The 17,734-nt window shown below is 50.1% G+C and carries 12 protein-coding genes; 1 reads left to right on the top strand and 11 read right to left on the bottom strand.

Going from position 1 to position 17,734, the window contains the following annotated elements; all coding sequences use genetic code 11:
• Nucleotides 1-36 precede the first annotated feature (36 nt).
• The 11 genes from AFERRID_RS04655 to AFERRID_RS04705 are packed head-to-tail and all read right to left on the bottom strand — an operon-like array spanning nucleotide 37 to nucleotide 14,267.
• Nucleotides 37-474 carry a GNAT family N-acetyltransferase gene (locus AFERRID_RS04655; RefSeq protein WP_126604471.1) on the bottom strand — a complete coding sequence of 146 codons (438 nt, stop codon included), beginning with the start codon at nucleotides 472-474 and terminating at the stop codon, nucleotides 37-39.
• A gap of 23 nt (nucleotides 475-497) precedes the next feature.
• Entirely contained in the window at nucleotides 498-2,129 is a 1,632-nt protein-coding gene (locus AFERRID_RS04660) for a peptide ABC transporter substrate-binding protein (protein WP_126604472.1), read from the bottom strand.
• Nucleotides 2,130-2,145: 16 nt separating this feature from the next.
• A complete protein-coding gene (locus tag AFERRID_RS04665) occupies nucleotides 2,146-3,456 on the bottom strand; it encodes a metallopeptidase TldD-related protein (protein WP_126604473.1) in 1,311 nt (436 codons plus the stop codon).
• Entirely contained in the window at nucleotides 3,453-4,910 is a 1,458-nt protein-coding gene (locus AFERRID_RS04670; protein WP_126604474.1) for a TldD/PmbA family protein, read from the bottom strand. The genes AFERRID_RS04665 and AFERRID_RS04670 overlap by 4 nt, the downstream gene beginning before the upstream one ends.
• Complete coding sequence (locus AFERRID_RS04675) at nucleotides 4,900-5,910, bottom strand: ABC transporter ATP-binding protein (RefSeq protein ID WP_126604475.1); 1,011 nt, start codon at nucleotides 5,908-5,910, stop codon at nucleotides 4,900-4,902. The genes AFERRID_RS04670 and AFERRID_RS04675 overlap by 11 nt, the downstream gene beginning before the upstream one ends.
• Nucleotides 5,907-6,974 (bottom strand): ABC transporter ATP-binding protein, encoded by a 1,068-nt coding sequence (locus tag AFERRID_RS04680; protein WP_126604476.1) that lies wholly within the window; start codon nucleotides 6,972-6,974, stop codon nucleotides 5,907-5,909. The genes AFERRID_RS04675 and AFERRID_RS04680 overlap by 4 nt, the downstream gene beginning before the upstream one ends.
• A 1-nt stretch (nucleotide 6,975) precedes the next feature.
• A complete protein-coding gene (locus tag AFERRID_RS04685) occupies nucleotides 6,976-7,887 on the bottom strand; it encodes an ABC transporter permease (RefSeq protein ID WP_126604477.1) in 912 nt (303 codons plus the stop codon).
• Nucleotides 7,880-8,842: an ABC transporter permease gene (locus AFERRID_RS04690; RefSeq protein WP_126604478.1), complete on the bottom strand. Its 963-nt coding sequence runs from the start codon at nucleotides 8,840-8,842 to the stop codon at nucleotides 7,880-7,882. The genes AFERRID_RS04685 and AFERRID_RS04690 overlap by 8 nt, the downstream gene beginning before the upstream one ends.
• Before the next feature lie 42 nt (nucleotides 8,843-8,884).
• Nucleotides 8,885-10,495: a peptide ABC transporter substrate-binding protein gene (locus tag AFERRID_RS04695; protein WP_232027791.1), complete on the bottom strand. Its 1,611-nt coding sequence runs from the start codon at nucleotides 10,493-10,495 to the stop codon at nucleotides 8,885-8,887.
• Between the two features lie 29 nt (nucleotides 10,496-10,524).
• Nucleotides 10,525-12,366 carry a DUF3857 domain-containing protein gene (locus tag AFERRID_RS04700; protein WP_126604480.1) on the bottom strand — a complete coding sequence of 614 codons (1,842 nt, stop codon included), beginning with the start codon at nucleotides 12,364-12,366 and terminating at the stop codon, nucleotides 10,525-10,527.
• Entirely contained in the window at nucleotides 12,366-14,267 is a 1,902-nt protein-coding gene (locus AFERRID_RS04705) for a DUF3857 domain-containing protein (RefSeq protein WP_225981858.1), read from the bottom strand. The genes AFERRID_RS04700 and AFERRID_RS04705 overlap by 1 nt, the downstream gene beginning before the upstream one ends.
• 927 nt (nucleotides 14,268-15,194) lie before the next feature.
• Here AFERRID_RS04705 and AFERRID_RS04710 point away from each other — a divergent pair.
• Entirely contained in the window at nucleotides 15,195-17,669 is a 2,475-nt protein-coding gene (locus AFERRID_RS04710) for a TonB-dependent receptor (protein WP_126604481.1), read from the top strand.
• The last annotated feature ends 65 nt before the right edge of the window (nucleotides 17,670-17,734 follow it).

A 17,734-nucleotide genomic window follows, 5' to 3' on the forward strand; every position in this document is an offset into this window, starting at 1 on the left:
CTGCAATGGAAGAAACACTGCGTATAGAAAAAGACCTTACTTTACCATGGAGTAACGCATGGTGACATGATCAATCCCGGCTTCTTCAAAAATGCTTCCTTCTGCCTTATAACCCAACACACTGTAAAAGTTCTGGGCGGAAAGTTGGGCGTGACACCAGATTTCTGACAAGCCCGCATCTCTCGCACTCTGGTGAAGCCGCTCTACCAATTGACGACCCGCCCCCCGCCGCCGATAAGGTTGGATCACCGCCAAGCGGCCCATCTTACCCTCTAGTTCCAGATCCAGACGAACCGTTCCAATCGCAATGCCATCACAACGCGCAAGAAAATGCTGACAATACATATCCCTTTCATCCATCTCTAGGTCCTCTGGTACGCCTTGTTCCCGAACAAACACGCGCACGCGCAACTCCTCAATGATCTCGCGTTCACGTATAAAGTCTGCAAGGTAAACTTCAAGATTGTCTGCCAAAAGACACCTATTCAGAAACTGGGTCAGTGTAAGGACTGGGGGGTGCAATCTACAGAATAAACACCTTCCATCAACTGTGCGTGCGTCACGTTCTGAGCATATTTCACAACATACTCAGGATAAGGTAGGAAAATCACCGGTTGCTGAGAGTATGCATAATTCTCATACCTATCCAGAAAGCGGGCGCCATTTTTTTCTGTAGTGTCGTAAATCATCTTGTCCATCATTGGGTTACTATAATCCCCATAATTACCGCCTCCCCCGGTATTAAACAAACCATCACCGCTGGGGTAGTAATCCGGATCATAAGACCAGACGATCATGGACGCATCCCACTTCCCGTGGGGGTGCAATTTAGCTAGTTCCAGATTGAACGGCACGACGCGCAGGCGCATATCTACACCAATAGCCTGCCAGTCTGCTTTCAACATTTCCGCGACCGCTATCAATGTCTGGCTGGTGTCAGGAACCATCATCGTAAACTGAAGACGCTGTCCATCATGCATCCGTATACCATCCGGCCCTGGTTCCCATCCTGCCTCGGTCAGCAGCCGCTTTGCGGTGGAAGGATTGTAGGCAAGGGCGGGATTTGCCACGAGCTTCTTCATCTCAGGGGAAAGATAGGTATCTGGATTAGTGGGTACCGGATTAAAACTGGGTACGCCCAATCCATGAAATGCAATTTGGATAATCTGTGTCTGGTCGATTGCCAGAGCAAGTGCTTGGCGCACTTTTACGTTACGAAAAAAAGCCACCCGGGGATTCGTGAAATTCAGTGTCACATAATTAAAGCCATAACCACCGTTACTGACGCATGTTTTAAGATCTTTCACCATTCCACGTGCTGCATACAGGTAATGCGGAATCATTCCTGCCTGAATGGTGCCTGTTTTCAGGGCCCAAAAAGCAGTGGAATCGGAAGTATACATTTTAAAATGTAAGTGTTCCAAGGTAGCAGGTTTTCCAGAATAATGGGGATTCCGAACAAAACTGATTCCTCGGCCAAGGGTGAAATGTTGCAGCTTGTATGGACCATCAACGACGGAAACCATGGCCGGGTTATCCTGAAGCTTAAACAGCGTATCAATGGAATACCGTTTCCAGCGCCATGCGGGTACCGGGAACAATTGTGATAATCCATTGAGCTCGAACCAGTCGGGATTCACACTGCGCTTGAGCGTTATTTGCAAAGTCAGCGGATTGATCACTTTTGCATGGACAATGATATCGGGAATACCGCCCATTCCCGCATTGGGGTAACGTGATCCGTACTCACGAATGAGCTTCAGGCAGGCCAGCATATCTTCCGCTGTTACCGGCCTTCCGTCAGACCAGTACCAGTTTTTGAGATGAATGGTAAATTGCCGACGATCTGGCGATACGTTAATATTTTTGGCAATGGATTGCTGCCAGTTGATTTTCAGATTAGTACCAATCCACAAAAGAGGCCGAAACATCAAGCTGATTATCTGTGCATTGGCGCTGGAATCATTATTTACCACCGGCAGCAGCGAGTTGACATTCATGGGTGGAGACAAACCTACTGAGGTCACTGTAGTCATTGATGTGGCAGCGGTAACTGCGCTGCCAGGCAAAGCAAAACTGAACAAGACGATGCCAGCAAAAGCCGACAGCACGTGGGGGAGTCGATTCATATGTTAGATCATCATCCTATAGAGTTATTTTCAGCGCAGTCATCACCCCTGGCAGGCTGGAAGACCCCCAACCCCTTTGCCCATAGCTTTGGGTTTCGGGAATCTGGTGTACATGCATCCCAAGAGCTTCCAGATCCTCCCCCAACAACTGATAAATACTGGAGTCCATACGTACTGGTGATAGTGGTCCCACTAAGGCGCCTCCTTCTACCCAGAAGCAGTCATATCTTGTCATGGCTGTCAGCCGACAACTGGCGGGGTCAGAAATATTTGTATACCATATCCGCCCAATATAAAGTCCGGTGCCAATTCTTTGTAACACTTCGCTATCTGGCAAGTCACCTCCCCGCAGATAGAGAGCCGAAGGATATCCGCTGTCACTATTGATGGTCGTGTCAAACTCCTTCGCGGCACGGGGACTGCTTAAATGATGTCTAGCTAGTCCATCTTGAATAAGCGGCACTTCGCCTGGCAATAAAAACCCCTCACCCGTGAACGAGGGCACCTCGCCCATCTGCCTATTTTCATAGAGATGAATCCATTGGGACAATTGCTTTTCACCGTTGTATAACTTGTTTAGGGGGCTGCTGCCACTACGGATGGAATCTACGGAAAAGCCATTCCAGCTAATCGTGCTTAACAATTCTCCTAAAGCCTCTGCAGACAACCAGGCGCGGTAAATACCCGCCTTGATATTCACGGCAGGTTGCTGTAAGGCTTTCAGATCCTGAGACATGCCACTCATCAATGCCGGAATGTCCGCCAGATCAGGATCCCGTCGCACCCGCTTTACGGCATTGTAATCTGCATCAAAAAAGCTCACATCAATACTGCTGCCACCACCCCGATGAATCAGGCAATGACCAAGACTGCTGCAAACAGCAAGCACCTGTGGGCCGCTCAACACCAGACCCACGAGGTCTTGCTTCCCCGCCGATTCACAAAGGGTATTCACCAATGCATCAAAATGCATGGACCCATGGGCATTCCCGGTTTCCAGTTGCTCAGGTGTTTCATTCAGGGTTAGCCAGGGATCCTGAGGGACATACGGCAAATCTTCCCTTAGTGCCTGTACCAGACCACGAATCTGGTCTGGAGATGGTAAATCACCTTCTACGGACATACTGATCATAGATAGACCATTACTAAGGAATAAAGTCAGTTGTTCCTGAAATATGCCCCCGTTCTGGTTCACCCGCGCCTGGGTCAGGCGCGCATACTGGGTTTCTTCCTGGTAAACCTTGGCGTAAAGGCGCTCGTTACCTGAGACTAAAGCAGATAGAACGTCCGGTAAGGCTTTAATATAGTCATCTATCGTTGCCGTCATACATCACCACCAAAAGTTTCAATATTACGAAACAGACAAACCGGAGAGGCATGCCCCACTGTAATAGCCTGATTGGGCTCGCCCTTACCGCAATATGGTGTTCCCGCAATCTGGTAAGTGTCACGATTGCCAACCGCCGCCAAAGAATTCCAGAAATTCAAGGTGCGGCCTCGATAGTTGGGGTTTTTAACCCAACCCCCAAGCATGCCATTTTCGATACGCCGCCCCCACTCGCAGCCAAACTGAAACTTGTCGCGACGCTGGTCGATGGACCAGGAGCGATTCTCGTCCATCCAGATGCCTTTTTCGACCTGAGAAATCATTTCCTGAAAACTGCTATGCCCCGGCTGTAAATTGACGTTTGCCATTCGGTCAATAGGTGGACGCAGAGGATCGCAGACCCGCGCACAGGCTACGACTTCCATACCGGCTCTGGAGGCAGAACGAGCGCCACCCAAGGGTCTTTGCAAAATACCATTCTGGATCAGATAAATGGGCAAGGCTGGGGTACCTTCATCATCGTAGGCATATCCAGCAAGTTGTCCTTTTTCGGTGGGGTCAAATAATATATTCAGTAAGGGGGTACCATACCGAAGCGTGCCAAAGTCAGATTGCTTCACAAAACTCCAGCCCGCATAGTTTCGTTCATCTCCAAGAATACGGTCGAGCTCCAGTGGGTGGCCGATACTTTCATGAATCTGCAGCGTCATTTGCGCAGGAGATAAAACAACATCTGTCACTCCAGTCGGACACTCTGGTGCTTGCAACAGTTCCAGGGCTTCCGTCGCAATCCGCAGTGCAGTGTCCGGGGTAAAGTCCAGAGCCTTCAGCGTTTCTGCATTGAGCGATCCCTGCACATAAGGTCCATAACTACGCGACTGGGCCTCATGGCCATCGCTGGCAGTTGCTTCCATATGGGGAATGCACAACTGGGTTTCTTGAAACTGCTCTGCACCAGCGCTGTGCATAAAAAAACGATGTCGATCCATACTTGTCAGTACCACTTGACGGTCCCGGATGCGCTCGTCTGTTGCCATCGCAGCATCCAGTGCGCGCATATAATCAAAGCGCTCCTTTAAGGACATCCCTGCACCCGTGGGAGATTGCCATTGCCCCTTCTGAACTGCTGCAGGCCAACAGGCCGTTTCCATCAACCGGAATGCAGCCAGTGCCTCTGCGCGACTTTTCGCGCTTGCGATAGCGCGACGCAAGCCGCCTTCCGAAAGATCCGTGGTAGAGGCATAGCTGACATTATTTCCGGAACCCAGCGTGATCAGTGCTGCTTTTAATACTTCTCGATCGGGCGCGTCAGCAACCCCTCTGCGCACGGAAGTCGTGAGTTGGGAGCGTTCCTCAATCAATACTGACCAATAACGAAACGCACGCAATAAATCGGCAGCCCTATAGGCAGTAACACGCATATGTTCCACAATCATTGGCCCACTATTCAGCATGAACAGCCTCCTTCATCGGATAAACATCCCGTAACGGAAAGTGACAAGCCACCTGATGTCCTGATCCGACCGAGTTAAGCGAAGGCCTGTCACTACTGCAGATGGCCTCAGCTTGCGGACAACGGGTATGAAAGGCGCAGCCTGATGGCAGATTTACCGGTGAGGGCGGGTCACCGACCGGCTCCGGTAGATGTGGCCGCTCCCTCTGTCGGACCATGGGCGGCAGAGCATCCATCAACGACGCCGTATAAGGGTGTGCCGGGCTGGAGATGAGCGTGGCGGTGGGGGCGATTTCCACCACACGCCCCAGGTAAAGCACGATGACATTTTGCGCGAGATAAGAAATCGCACCCAGATCATGGCTGATGAACACATAACTGAGGCCCATCTCCTTCTGTAGGTCCCGCAACAGATTCAGAATGCGCGCCTGCATGGAAACATCCAGTCCCGAGGTAGGTTCATCCAGCACCAACAGCTGTGGCTCCGTAGTGAGCGCACGGGCAATGGCAATGCGCTGGCGTTGCCCACCCGAATATTGCCCCGGGTAGCGGTTCATGGCACGCCGGTCCAGTCCCATTCGCTCCAGCAATGCCTCTGCCTTCTGCCACCGTTCACCGGGCGTGCCGATGCCCTGCAGTAACAAAGGCTCCATAATGATTTGTCCGACCGTCATGCGCGCATTCATGGAATCAAAGGGGTCCTGAAAAACCATCTGCATCTGCTGACGATAGGGACGCATCTGTTTTTCAGGGAGGGCCGTCAGATTGGTTCCTTTGAAATAAACCGCTCCGGCACTGGGACGTACCAGATGCAAGATAGCGCGGCCCAGTGTGCTCTTCCCGGAACCGGACTCGCCAATCAAACCCACCGTCTGCCCTTGTTCCAGACCAAAATGGATATCACTCAGCGCATGAATGGTGCCCTGGCTCTGGCGGAGCAGCCCGCCCTCACCCAGGTGAAAACGCACATCCAGATTTTTCACTTCCAACCAGGCGCTCATGCGGCACCCCCGACCGGATGAATACAGTAAAAATGATGGTCGTCACCGCTACGCGGTGGATAGGCCGTCAGACATTCCGGAGTCATTGCCGGGCAACGTTCGGCAAAGCGGCAACCTACTGGAAACTCCTGAGGGCGCGGTGGGATGCCGTCAATATCGGTTAGTCGTTCTTCGTTGTTGACCAGGCGGGGAATGGCGTGAAGTAATGCCTGGCTGTAGGGGTGTCGGGGCGCACTAAAAAAAGCCTCTGCAGGCCCCTGCTCCACCGTCTTTCCCGCATAAAGCACCATGACTTTCTGGGCATACTCGGCGACCAGGGACAGATCATGGGTAATGAAAATCACGGCCATCCCCTGCTCTTTTTGCAGGCGTTGGATCAGGCGCAAAATCTGGGCCTGATTGATGACATCCAGGGCGGTGGTCGGCTCATCGGCAATCAGCAGTCGGGGTTTGCAGGCCAGTGCCATGGCAATCATTACCCGTTGCCGCATCCCCCCAGAGAACTGATGGGGATAATCATCCAGCCGTTTGGCCGCATCGGGAACCCCTACTTCCTGTAGCAAATACAGGGCATGTTTACGCGCCGCTGTTGGGGATGCGCCCAAATACAGTCGATAAGGCTCGGCAATTTGCTGGACAATGGTGAGACTGGGATTGAGGGATGACAAGGGGTTCTGGAAAATCATTCCGATTTCCCGGCCACGCGCCGTGCGCAGGGCGATATTGGATAAGCGGGTAATATCTGTGTCACCAAGCTGCACCGAACCCCTGCTGACTTTGCCACCCCAAGGCAGCAGACCCATGAGGGCTGCCGCAGTCATGGATTTGCCGGATCCCGATTCCCCCACCAGGCCCAGGGTCTCACCAGCGGCCACCTCGAAACTCAAGTCTTCAATGACGTTGAAGGCCTTGCGCCCGCGCCCGAAGGTCACGGTGAGATCACGGACCTGTAATCCGGCACCTGCCGAGGAGGGTGACGCAACCTGAAGATTTTGCACGCGGTCACTGCGCATGACGCTTTCGCGCAGCGGAATATGCGAACAATGAACGGCCTTTTCTGCCATCTTAGCGGCCCTCCAGACGGGCGAGGAGTCCTTGCCCCAGCACATTCATCGCCACAATCGCCAGAAAAATGGCCACACCCGGGAAAACAATCATCCACCATGGTCCGATAATCACCAACTGTAATCCATCATTCAGCAGTCCTCCCCAGGAAGCATGCGGCGGTTGTATCCCCAATCCCAGAAAAGACAAACCGGAAAGCGCCAGAATCAGATCCGCCACCATAAACGTGGCATTGACGATCAGAATCGGCAGCATGGAGCGCAGCAAATGGGTGCGAGCTATATAGAACGTACTGGCCCCAAACTGCCGGGCGGCCAGAACGTAGTCTTTTTCTTTGTAGGCCAGCGCCTCATTGCGCACGATCCGCGCCAGACCCGGCCAGGACAGACAACCCAGCACCAGGATCAGGCTCAAGGCATTGAGGGGGATGATGGCCGCGAAAAAAATCATCAACACGATGGCTGGCAGGGCGAGCAGAGCATCCAGTAAGCGCATCAGCACTTTGTCCAGCCAACGCGGGCTCATGGCGGCAATCATGCCGTAGATGATTCCCAATGAAATGGCTATCAGCGCACCTAACAGCCCTACCTCCAAAGTGGCCTGCCCACCATCCATCATTCGCGCCAGCAGGTTCCGGCCCAGATTGTCCGTGCCAAAAGGAAATTGCCAGGAGGGCGCCAGTAATAAATGATTGGCATGGATGGCCAGAGGGCTGAGCGGATACAGCACTGGGCCGAGCCAGGAAAAGAGCATCAAAAAAACAAATAAACCCAGTCCGGTCCAGGTCATGGGATGACTGTATTGTCCTACCCAATGCCGCAGGGAATCCGTCCAGAGCCGGGTAAACATGCCGGGAATGGGACGTGCCACCAGGCTGTTATTCACATTCATATCGGTCGGACTACTACTCATAGCGCACCCTTACGTCCAATATACTGTTGGTGAGATCGGCCGCCAGATTGCCGAGTATGGTCAACACCCCGATGAGCAGCACAATGGCAGACAGCGTGGGGTAATCCTGCTCCAGAGCTGAGCGCCATAATAACCAGCCCAATCCGGGATAGTTGAACACGCTCTCGGTCAGGATCCCGCCGACAAAAATTCCGGGGATCATCATGCCGATGACCGTGACCAGAGGCCGAATGGCGTTGCGCAGGACATGATTAACGGCGATACGCAGTGGCGGCACACCACGAGCTCGGGCGGTGCGGACATAATCCAGGCGATATTCACTCCGGGCCTGGTGCCCGAAATAGCGGGACAAACCGGCGGTCAGGGGCAAGGCAATGGTAATGGCCGGCAACACCATGTGGTGAAAATAACTGCCGATGTTCAGCACGCCACCGGCACTCTGATCACCGCCAATTCCACCAGGCGGAAACCAGCTGACATAAATGGCAAAAAACAGGATCAGCATGACTCCAATGAAAAAAGTAGGGATGGAGTACACAATGATCTGCCCGGCGCCGATGAGCACGCCGGGAGTACGCTCGGCCCAGTACCCCTGGAACATGCCGATGAGTACCGAAAAAAGAACGGCGATGACCGTAGCCAACACGTAAAGGATGATGGAGTTGGCCAGATAGGAGCCCATCAGAGAGGCAACGGGGGCATGCTGCGTAAAGGAATAACCCAGATTGCCTTCAAACAGATGCGCCCACCAGATGCCGTACTGCTGCCAGAGGGGATGATCCAGACCCATTTGTTTATTGAGCGCAGCAACAGCTTCCGGCGTTGCATGCATACCCAGAATACTGTAAGCAGGGCCACCGGGTGTCGCATGAATCAAAAAAAACACGATGGTAACCAATAAAAATAAGGATAAAACTGATGTCCCCAAACGATTGAGAATCATGCGTCGCATCATCACCAATTTCTCCTAAATCGCATTCCAGGGAAATAGAATCTGTTATTGATCATGGCTAACCCATAAAAACTGTGGATAAAAATTACCTCCCGGGGTGATAGCATGACTCACACCATGAATATTTTTAGCAGCCATCACAAATAATTTCATGTTAGGAAGAACAATAACAGGCTGCTGATCTGTAAAATAGTTTTGAAATTTATACAAGGCATCAAGCCCTGATGTAATTCTTATTCTATCCATCATTGCATCCATTTCTTTGTTGCAGTAATGATAACCATTCTGAACGCCGCCGCACTTAAAAATAGAACCACCAGTAGGATACGCAGTTTGCGACCAGGCTAGATAAACTGCCTGCCAGTTTTTGCTATGTGGATCGATCATTTTTTCGTAAAGTTCGTTGAAAGGCATTTCACGCATCCGCACTAAAATACCAACTTTGGCAAGCATCGTCGCCAACAAGGTGGGCCCACGAATCATGGATGGTGGAATATACAAAGTGAACGCCATTTTATGTCCATCTTTTTCACGGATACCATCAGGTCCACGATGCCAGCCGGCTTCCTTCAACAATTTATTGGCAAGCGCAGGGTCGTAAGCGCCATGTTTTAATAAGGCCTTGGCCTCCGGCGACAAATATACTGGAGGATTTCCCGGCACTAGACCATAAGCACGTGCACCATGACCAAAACCTAATACTTTGATCATCAAATCCTGATTGATTGCATGCATCATGGCTTGGCGCACCAACAAGCTATTCACAAATGCAATTTTTGGATTAGAAAAGTTAAACCCCAGATAATTGAATCCCCAGTTTGGTCCACTGATCGTCAATCGGTCATTAGTCAGTTGTTTACGTGCTGGATACAGAGGATCCGGCAAATTACCCAACTGAACCGTACCGCTCTTCAAGGCAAAAAACACGCTGGCATTCGAATTAAGAAAACGGAATATCAAGCGACTGATATGCGGCTTGTCAGGACCGCTGTACGCTAGATTCGGGACCATACTGGCATAGCGCCCCGCATGAAAGCTTTTCAGCCGAAAAGGCCCATCCACCACCGAAAAGAATTTGGGGTTAGTCATATTGTCATTCATCTGTTTGACTGTGTAACGCTGCCAGCTCTGAGCTGGATAAGGATAGAAATCACTCAATCCAGACAGTTCAAACCAGGTGGGATTGACTGAGCGGGTCGTAACCACCCGAAATGCGTACGGTCCAAGCACCGTAAATGAATGGATGTCCCCAGGAACTCCACCACTATCCCAACCGGGCCACAAGGGCCCTAACTTCATGAGCATGTGGTAGGTATAGGCGACATCGGCCGTAGTCACCGGAACCCCGTCGGACCATTTCCAGTGTCTGGACAAATAGACGGTAAAGCTACGATGCTTGGGACCCACCACAATTTTTTTCGCCACACTGAGCTTAAAATTGATCTTAAAATCACGGTTGACCCAGATTAGTGGCTGGTACATCAAATCTTCAGCCTCAGAATCATAAGCAGAAGAGGTAAGCAAAGGGTTGAAACCGTTCATAGCGGAAGGGGGAGCCAACCCTACTCCGGGAACGGTCACGATCGTGCCGCCATTCTGAATGTTGGGGCTGTCTGCCGCATGGGCGATAGCCCAGGTTCCTACCAAACTTAACACTAACAACGCCTCCTTCAACCTCTTTAGGTTCACGCCGACTTCTCCAGCACCAAAGCCTGGTGATCACTCTCCAGAGCCAGGGCAGCGATTTTGTGCAGTTCAGGAAACGCCTCAGGTGAAACAATGAAACGGTTGAGCACCAAAGATTTATTCTCCGTAAAAACACTGTTTTTGAATGCAAAAGAAACCTTATAGTCACCGACAGATGTCTTTAGACTCTCACTATCGGGCAGGTACAAGGGGCGGTACTCCTCAGGAATCTTGATTTTCAGTGTGAAATTGAGGTTGACCGGCGTGGTTAGGCTAGGCGTGCTTCGCTGGATACTGCTCGCAAAAAGGACCAACGCTGCAGAAATCTGATGCATTTCCGGCAAGGAAACCGAGAACATATTGCCTGGCACAAAGTCACCTGCCCTGTTTAAGCTCAAACGAATCCCGAACGGCTTTTCCAGGTCATCACGGTTCAAGAAAGCAACCGCATTCACATCACCCACATCGCCTTGTGCATAAAAAGCATCACGAATGACTTTTAGCAGTCGCCGGCCTGTGAGCCCGGATATCGCCGAGCGTTCTTGCTGAGCCATATAGCTCGAAGCCATTAGCTCTTCCGTACCAGACAGCTCAGAGCCCTTCAGCGTGAAATCATCCGTCTGGGACAAAAGGGGCACATTGACGTCTGGAGACGGCGTCATAGTCATTTCTGGATTTTTACCGGTAATTAGCACTGGCCGCCCAGCATCCTGAACTGGCAGCACGTCGGCTGAAGCATGGCGATAGGCCAAGTCCATAAAATGCTGCTCTTTGGGTAAATAAACCAGAAAATGATCAAAGGCAAAGGGATCTACACCCGGATATTCCTTGAACCGGGAAGTCTGGGAGATCATGGCAGGCACTGCCGCTATCCCCAAGGAGTGCAACATGGCACACATCAACGCTACTTTGGCATTACTGTCGCCTACGCCGCGCTGCAATGTCTCTTCGGCAGAAAGCGGTTTAAAACCCGCCGTTTCATAATTTACCGATACCCCGTGAATATTTTGCTGAATCCAATGGTAAATACTCGTGATGGCCGGCTCTCCACCATCTCCTTCAGCAATTTTTAAAGCATCTGCATGAATCGTTGGTGTTACCTCGGTGGAAGACGCGGCAAGCTGATTATAGGCATCAGCCAATGCCTTCCAGCTATCTGCCGTGGATAATACCGCCACCCCTGCATATTCAGAAAGAGCAGGAGTCCCAAGGGGTGGGACTAACACCTTATTCACGGCTCCCCTGAAGTCGGCTGAACCTGCTTGCCAGCCTTTGCCTGAACTGCTTTTATAGATTTTCAGGTGCGCATTTTCTCCATTATCCATGGCGATGCTGGCATTATTGACCAACACACTCGGGTCAAGTACCGCACTAAGGGCATATATCCCTGGCAAATATGGATGCGCGTACGTCAGATCATACTGAATATGGATAGCATCTCCAGGGGATACCGCAGGAAAGATAACACTTTCATTCACACCATCACTCAAAAATGGTGCGGAAATGGCACTGTGGGTGGATTGTTTAAAGATCTCTGAGGCTAGGACCGGATGGCGTGTCCCATCAGGGTCTTCTGTATAGGCAGTAATTACTTTCAGTTTTGCGAAATTGCCGGGATAAGCAATATTCACTTGGGATTGATTTTGCACCCCAGTGGCATTGAGCGGCTCCACGACGCGCACCACCTGCATGGTGAAGCTACCATTTTTATGAATTATCAATGAATTGTGAGCCAACAAAACGCGGTAACTGACCTGTGCGGGCGGGGTACTTGCTGCTGGAGCGTTATTGATGGCACAAAAGCTACAGAAGACGGCTAGCGCAATACCAACTTTAGTCATTATATGCGTTCCTCTTTTTTGCGGGCAAAAATCAGCGGGCTTTTCTGATCTGACAAATCTGCCAAAAGTAGTGCACGCAAAGCAGGGTATTGTTGAGGATTATAAACTACGCGATTCAGTTTTAGATCATAATGGACCAAGAGTACATCGTTATCATATCGAATTTCATAGGAGAATCTACCGGCCGCGTTGTGTACATCCTGATTGGAGGGCAAGAAGACCGCTTTATAATCCGAAGGAATATGTATTGTACTTGTCCAGCTCAGCCCGCCCAAATAAGTCTCTACACTGCGCTTTCGCGACTCCGGTCCAGCCACCTCAGCCAGGTATGAAATAGGGTTAGGTGTAGCCGCCAAGCTCGGCACCAGGAACGGTCCGGGTGGCACAGGAAAACTCAGATGGCTGCCCACCTTCGCAAAATCAGGCGTGGACCATTCCGCGTCAACCTGGAACGGCTTATCCAATACAGTAGGATCACCGGGAAAAAATGTACCAGTGCCCCCACCACTCGGAGCAAGGAGCATACTCATGACAGTGGCATAATGCGATGGTGGAACTGAAGCAAAAATCTCACGGTACGCCCACGCCCACCATCCTCTGCTGGTCATTTCTCCGGATCCACTCAGCGTACCATCCCTGTGCAGACGGAGCTTGGCCGTGTAAACAAAGTGGTTTTGCTCTGGCTCGGCACCAGGAGTCACTACAATCCGTGGATCTGGCCCGGTCACCAGCGCAGGTTTATGTCTCTCCCCTACGGCCAGTTGTCCCGGTGTTTCATATTGACCGGTACTATCCAGAAACAGATGTCTCTTAGGAGCATAATCAATAGCGTGATTAAACCAGAAGGGGGTCGGCAAAGGAGGAAGATTGTACACGTTGTTCCAATTCATAAGGACTGGAAATAGCTTAAATCCTTTGGCATTAAACAAGGCTTGCAACAATGTGGAATGCGCTTTGCAATCACCATAGCCTGTTTGCAGGGTTCTATTCGCTGCGATAGGAACGAAGCCGCCTACCCCCAGCTCCAGCCCCACGTATCGGATGTTTGCAGAATCCCAAGAAAACAAGGCCTTCTGTGCGCCCCAGCCAGCGCGTTTTCCAGCAGCCATATCCGCCACTTTCTGCACCAACGGGGTCACATCCGCCATTTTATCCGCTCTCACCCAGTAGGCGGTACCCACTGCCGCCCAACTTGGGAAACTGGTCACTTCAAATATCGGGCTGAACTGACGTTCTCCCACCGTCTCCATACCGGGATATTCAGCATGATGGATAGCCATGCGCGCATGGATTATTTCCTTACTGCCTTCTCTGGTATGAAGAATCTCCCAGCCGCCACGCTGAGCTGCCCGAAGATGCATAGAAACTGGAGCTTCTATTTTTATGGTTTCGTCTCGAACAGACGTGCTCTGAGGAATTTCCCAATAATTCGAGTACTCATTTGAAAAATACGGCTTAAAAAAATGCTTTTCCGTGACAACATGCAGTACATCACCGACAGCGAGTTGGGGCGGGACAATACTGAGCACTTTGGAATGACTATACATCGGTGCCCCTTGTGCCACCGGGACCGGCCGCACAAATATATTAGAATCAGGAACAATGATTTGCTTTCCAGATGGGGTCTCCACCCATGCTCTGACCACTTTAAAGCTTGAAAGCGCTGAAGAATAAGTCTCGCTGTAGGGGTTAATCTTACTTTCACCCTTGCGGTTAAGCAACTGGATACTTTGGCTAACCTGGTCCGTGTAAGTTCCAGTCGCGGCCACTTTAACCACCGCATGGTAAGACAATTGCCGAGTCATCGCACCACTGGAAACCGTATCAACCGGCATAAAACCTGCAGGGCTCGCTTCTGCGAAAAGTCCGCTGGCGCCCAGCAATAAGCCAAAAACACCCAAGGTAACATCTTTTCGTAAAAGATACCTATGCATTAGGTTCGCGACCTCTCAACATTGTCATGCGGGCACCTCCATCGGCGTCGGATGAAAGCATTTTCCGGTAAACCTGGCACCAAGCTTTTGCCACTAACAGAGCAAGGACAACGGAAGCAATTTTTCTGCCACGTCACGTCCTGAAGTGACTTACATTATTCTATCATTAAAAACATAGCGTTTTCAATTGGATATCTTTGTCACGTCGAAACCGGACAGATCATGAGGGGCTGCGCGACAAAGCTTTCTCGCTCAGAACGCATGCCCCATTCTGCCTGACTTTTCCCGGCTGCACCACGGCAGTGCAGCCCGTTGAGACCATTCGATCGTCTGCCGGATCCCTGAAGGCGGGCGTTAAATATGTTTTTAATTCAACAGCATGATTAGCTACATCGGAAGAAAAACCAATATAATACGACGCCTTTTATAAAAAATCGTATCGGGTACAAATATTACTTTCCAGATTCTCAGCAGACCGCCTTGAATGCAAATGTTAATTTACAATGAACTAGGATAATCAATTATCGTTTTCCATAATATCACCACGGCATCATAGTCACGACTGCACCAAAATGGAGGTCAAACTGATGGTGACGCACCAACAATGTGCAAAGACATTGCTTGACGGCGTCATAACAGCAAATCCACGGGCGCCATGCGAGAAACAACCCCGAGAATAACAAACAACTTTATTTTTATTTTTCAACTAGTTATTGAGCTCTACCAGCAGACGCCACCAGCGACACCACGAAACCCTCCTGGCTTTCGTACAATTGGCACAATATTTGCTGTAATGGGCACGTAGAATTTTCCTGGCACGGTGAAACAACCATTTGAGCTGGAACGTTCTTGAGAGAAATATTGGTATGTATTAGTTTTATCGGAGATAAAATAATGCCTTTAAAGCCGAACAATCCTTCCATCAAAGTGACGTATGCAGACCATCGTGTGCCCAAGGTCAGTAGGTTATTGCTCACGGCAACCATGTTTGCCCTTTATCCCGCGCTCAGCTCAGCAGCTTTTGCATCTACAACAAAAAATTCTGAGGTGTCCAAAAGCGCCCACACTAAAAGAGTGGTCAAACTGAAGGAAATAAAAAAGAAATATGAGAAGATATTGGTTGGCGAGCGCAATATCGCCTCAGCCATGTCCGTCATCGGTCCTGACCAGATCAAACATTCCAGTTCGGCGGAAAGTATATATAGCCTTTTGAAACAAACCCCATCGGTCAATGAATATCAGCAGAATATTGGTCCGGGTACACCGGTGCTGACCGTACGTGGGGTGCGCATGAGCCAGCTTGCCCAAACCCTCGACGGCATTCCAATGACAGACCTGTTGTCTGGTGGGCAAGGTGCATATCTGTCTAACAATATCGGGACGGTCATAAGCAATGGACAAATATCGGGAATTCATGTTTACCCCGGTGTTGCTCCGCCAGATCGCGGAGGTTTTGCGACAGTAGGTGGTACAGTTTCCTACAACACCAAAACCCCTCCAGAAAAACGCTACGCGGATATTTTCACCAAGGTGGGATCATTTTCAACAGATACATATGGTTTTGACGCAAGCTCGGGGAAGATTCCTGGTACAGATGGTCTGCGCGTGTATACCCGGTTAAGCCAAACCCAGACAAATGGCTATATTCAGAATACACCCGCCCGTTATACAGATTTTCTCTTTACCGCAATTAAGCCGTATGACTACGGCTTGTCGAAAGTTACCGGCACGGTCATTTATAATACTGCACATGGCTATTTGATTAGCGCACCCAACGCAGTGGCTCAATTAGACAAATACGGGATTTTTTATAATTATCCCTTGTCGGAAGCCAGCACTCTACAGAAGAACCAATATCTGACTGCTATAATAGGTGACAGCACTTATATCAATAGTCACCTAGTCATTGGTGCCAAGGCATTTTATATTCATAAACATAGCTATCTCGCTGGATATTTGGATCCTAATTTGATTAATGAATCATATCCATATCAGGTGAATTTCAACAACCCTTATTCCGGCTATGGAGCACTACCTCCGACTGCAGCGGCTCCCGGCGTCATCCCCCACACTTATAATCCCGTCGCTGTATTTGGCAGTTATCCTGCGGGTGAAGCCGCGCAAATCAATATTACTGGGAATACCACAATTGGTATAGCACCAAAAATAAACATATTTATCCCCCACAATGATATCACGGTTGGTGCATTGGTGGCTCAGGAAACTGCTGGTCCAGGAGGAGGAAACTATTTTTATGGCACATTGGCTATGCCACAACTTTATGGATATAATTCTTACGGAAATCCCGCATCTCCAACCAACAGTAAACAACAACGAACTGTTTATAGCGGCTACGTATCAGACAAAATAAATCTGTTCAATAACAGGCTGCATATTGAGCCTGGTGTCACTCTAACCGGTGTAAGTACTAGCAACTACGTTCCTGTCAACCAATACGGAACGCCAGCAAATTCCTATACTCTTTCCAACTATGATAAAGAGGTGCTTCCATATTTAGGTTTATCCTACGATATCACCCACAAGGTCATTGCTTATGCCAGTTATGGGAAGGGCGCACGTTTTGCTCCAGTAGCTGATTATGTTTTGGGTCCATCCGGGAGTACAACCCTGGCCCCTGGCGCAGAAACCGTCAACGCTTATGAAGCAGGGCTGCGATATGTAGGCAAACATCTTTATCTGAATTTCGACGGCTTTTTACAAAATATGCACGGAATGTTCTCCTTCTATACGAACTACCTTACTGGCTACTCGCAATACGCCAACGTCGGAGAAGAGCAGATGAAAGGGTTGGAGTTGGCTGGGAAATATGAAATCAATCCAGAGTGGGCGATTTCTGGTCATGTCTCTTATACGGATGCTCAGTACATGAATAGTTTCTCTGCCAATGTGACGCCATTTGAAGGGCAGTATGGTTATGTTTTCGCGGGCGATCCTCTTGCTTCTGTACCAAATTGGCTTGCGGGATTGCGCCTGGGTTATCACAATCATAACTTCCATGCTGCCTTGATGGAGAGTTACACTGGACCCCAGGTGACCACTTACGACTTACCACCGACGGAGTCCAACCCACTGCTGCAGGACGCGACCACGCCTAATCCTGGCGTAAAGCTCGCACCTTACTTCCTGACTAACCTCCAGGCTAGCTACAAGGTTCCAATTCATCAGGATCACTTGTCATCCGTAACTGTGAGTCTGAATATCGATAACTTGTTGGATAGTCACTACTACCTGCATTACTACCAAGCCTATAAGGAATATGCTTTTGCTGCTGTAGGTAACCCTTATGCAGAAGCATACCCCGGCATGCCTCGTTTTATTGAGGTTGGTCTATCTGGGCGCTTCTCATAATGTTAGTTTTCAGTTAAGTTAAGCATCTTAATCGACCCGGTCCAACGCCCGGGTCAAATTTTAGA

The sequence above is a fragment of the Acidithiobacillus ferridurans genome (genome assembly GCF_003966655.1).
GTDB lineage: Bacteria > Pseudomonadota > Gammaproteobacteria > Acidithiobacillales > Acidithiobacillaceae > Acidithiobacillus > Acidithiobacillus ferridurans.

Excerpts from the sequence above, each read along its gene's own strand:
- AFERRID_RS04700 (WP_126604480.1), bottom strand. The coding sequence starts at position 12,366 with ATGACTAAAGTTGGTATTGCGCTAGCCGTCTTCTGTAGCTTTTGTGCC.
- AFERRID_RS04675 (WP_126604475.1), bottom strand. The coding sequence starts at position 5,910 with ATGAGCGCCTGGTTGGAAGTGAAAAATCTGGATGTGCGTTTTCACCTG.
- AFERRID_RS04665 (WP_126604473.1), bottom strand. The coding sequence starts at position 3,456 with ATGACGGCAACGATAGATGACTATATTAAAGCCTTACCGGACGTTCTA.
- AFERRID_RS04670 (WP_126604474.1), bottom strand. The coding sequence starts at position 4,910 with ATGCTGAATAGTGGGCCAATGATTGTGGAACATATGCGTGTTACTGCC.
- AFERRID_RS04710 (WP_126604481.1), top strand. The coding sequence starts at position 15,195 with ATGCCTTTAAAGCCGAACAATCCTTCCATCAAAGTGACGTATGCAGAC.
- AFERRID_RS04690 (WP_126604478.1), bottom strand. The coding sequence starts at position 8,842 with ATGATGCGACGCATGATTCTCAATCGTTTGGGGACATCAGTTTTATCC.
- AFERRID_RS04685 (WP_126604477.1), bottom strand. The coding sequence starts at position 7,887 with ATGAGTAGTAGTCCGACCGATATGAATGTGAATAACAGCCTGGTGGCA.
- AFERRID_RS04660 (WP_126604472.1), bottom strand. The coding sequence starts at position 2,129 with ATGAATCGACTCCCCCACGTGCTGTCGGCTTTTGCTGGCATCGTCTTG.
- AFERRID_RS04680 (WP_126604476.1), bottom strand. The coding sequence starts at position 6,974 with ATGGCAGAAAAGGCCGTTCATTGTTCGCATATTCCGCTGCGCGAAAGC.